Annotated in this window: 1 protein-coding gene; it reads right to left on the bottom strand. The window is 62.7% G+C overall.

Annotated elements, in window-relative coordinates; genetic code table 11:
* Positions 1-458: 458 nt before the first annotated feature.
* On the bottom strand, positions 459-1,361 hold the full coding sequence (locus tag SX243_26190) for a zinc metalloprotease (GenBank protein MDY7096477.1): 903 nt from the start codon (positions 1,359-1,361) through the stop codon (positions 459-461).
* Positions 1,362-1,754: the final 393 nt, after the last annotated feature.

The raw sequence follows: 1,754 nt of genomic DNA on the forward strand, positions 1-1,754 counted from the left end.
CAAACTGCTTCATGGATTTCTCCTTGTTCGGACGGTGCATCGGGTTTCGAGATCCTCTCGGAGCCGGCGCCATTCGGATCTTGCGATACGGCACCACTAAGCCCCTTGGGCATTACTAAAACAGAAGGGCAAGCTTCCACCGATTCAGAGTCCAAACTCCCCTCGCAACTCCCCATCTTGACTCGGAAAAAGTGGTCTGAAAGAGGTCTCACCCTCCGACGGCGATGTCTTTAGCTTCATGCCGCGGGTGGCTCACCTCTTCAGGCCTGCACCGAGATACGTCTCTGCGTACTCTGCCTTGGAGTGCTCGGACTTCCGTAACTTGGGACAGGAGAGGGCAAAAAAATTGAGAAAAACTCGGCCTGGCCGAGTCAGCGCGGATGCGCCGTCGGAGGAGGGATGGCTGAGGGTGGGGATGGGAGGGACGCCGGGGCGCCCCTCCCGAAGGGTTTTGTCGCTTACAGGCTGGGCTTGTAGAGCGCCACCATGGACTGCATCCGGCTGGTCTGACCGGCGGTGAATTGGTTCATGCAGGCGTCGTCGGTGTAGTCCATGAAGTTGTAGATCGGGTCCAGACCGGCGCTGGAGCAGGTGTTCCGGCCCACGGGGCAGCCAAAGGCGGGGCTGGCTTCGTAGGGAGTGTCGGAGACCGAGTCACCGGGGGAGGAGCAGCCGTTCTGGAAGGTGTGGTAGAGGCCCAGGTAGTGGCCGACCTCGTGGGTGCCGGTGTCGCCCAGGTTGTAGGGCGCCGCGGAGCCGCCGGGCAGGGTGGAGTAGAGGAGCACGGTGCCATGCCAATAGCTGCTCTCGGAATAGGAGTTGGGGAAGTAGGCCCAGCCCAGAATGCCGCCGCTGGGCTTGCAGGTGTAAATGTTGAGGGTGGTCGCCGGGCTGATGTTGAGGGCTTGTTTCATCTGCCGCTCGCGGCTGCGGTTGTAGCAGCCGGTGAACCAGGAGTTGCTCTGAGTGCGGTCGATGCTGGCGAGGGTGAAGGAAAAGCCGGTGCCGGCGTAGGCGCTGTTGAGCACTGAAATCTGGGAGTTGATCCAGCTGGTGGGGATGTTGCCCTCGCCGCTGGAGGCGTGGACGACGTGGAAGGCCACCGGGATGTTGATGGCCACTTCGGGAGCGTAGCCGCCGAATTGGTCGAGCCAGGCGTCCACTTCGGTCTGGATCTTCGCCACCTCTTCCGCCGCTGGACTGGCCACGGCGCAGCGCTTGCCGCGGGTGATCTTGCCGTCCTCGTCGAGGAAGTGGATGTCCTGGGCACCGTCTTGGGCCTGGTGGGCGATGGGACCGGCGCCGGCGGTGAGGGCTGCGAGGGAGAGCATCGAGACCGAGAACAACGACATCTTGCGCATGGGATGGAGGCTCCTAATCAGACAGTCGAAGAATTCGGATCGAAGCCCCATGCCATGAGCTGCCAGCAACCGCTGGCGGAGCTGGCGTAGGACATCCGTCCGAGGCATCACAGCTGCCAGGCGACGGCCACGCAGGGGGCATCGCCGGCAGGCCGGAAACGGAGACTGCTGGGAATGCGGTGCCTGGGGTCGACGGGAATAGCCGCCGGAGCCGGCGGTTCGCAAGGCACCGCCACGGGATGAGATCAGCAAATACGGGAGGATCCTAGATCCGAGAATCTCGGCCGGTCAAGTCTTAAATGCTCAATTGGTGGATTTTTCAGGGCTGGGCGCGTCGGCAGGGCATCGCCGGCAAAGATTCCTCCTTCTGCCCCTTGAGCGCGAGACGCCCGG

This window comes from Acidobacteriota bacterium (assembly GCA_034211275.1).
Taxonomy (GTDB): domain Bacteria; phylum Acidobacteriota; class Thermoanaerobaculia; order Multivoradales; family JAHZIX01; genus JAGQSE01.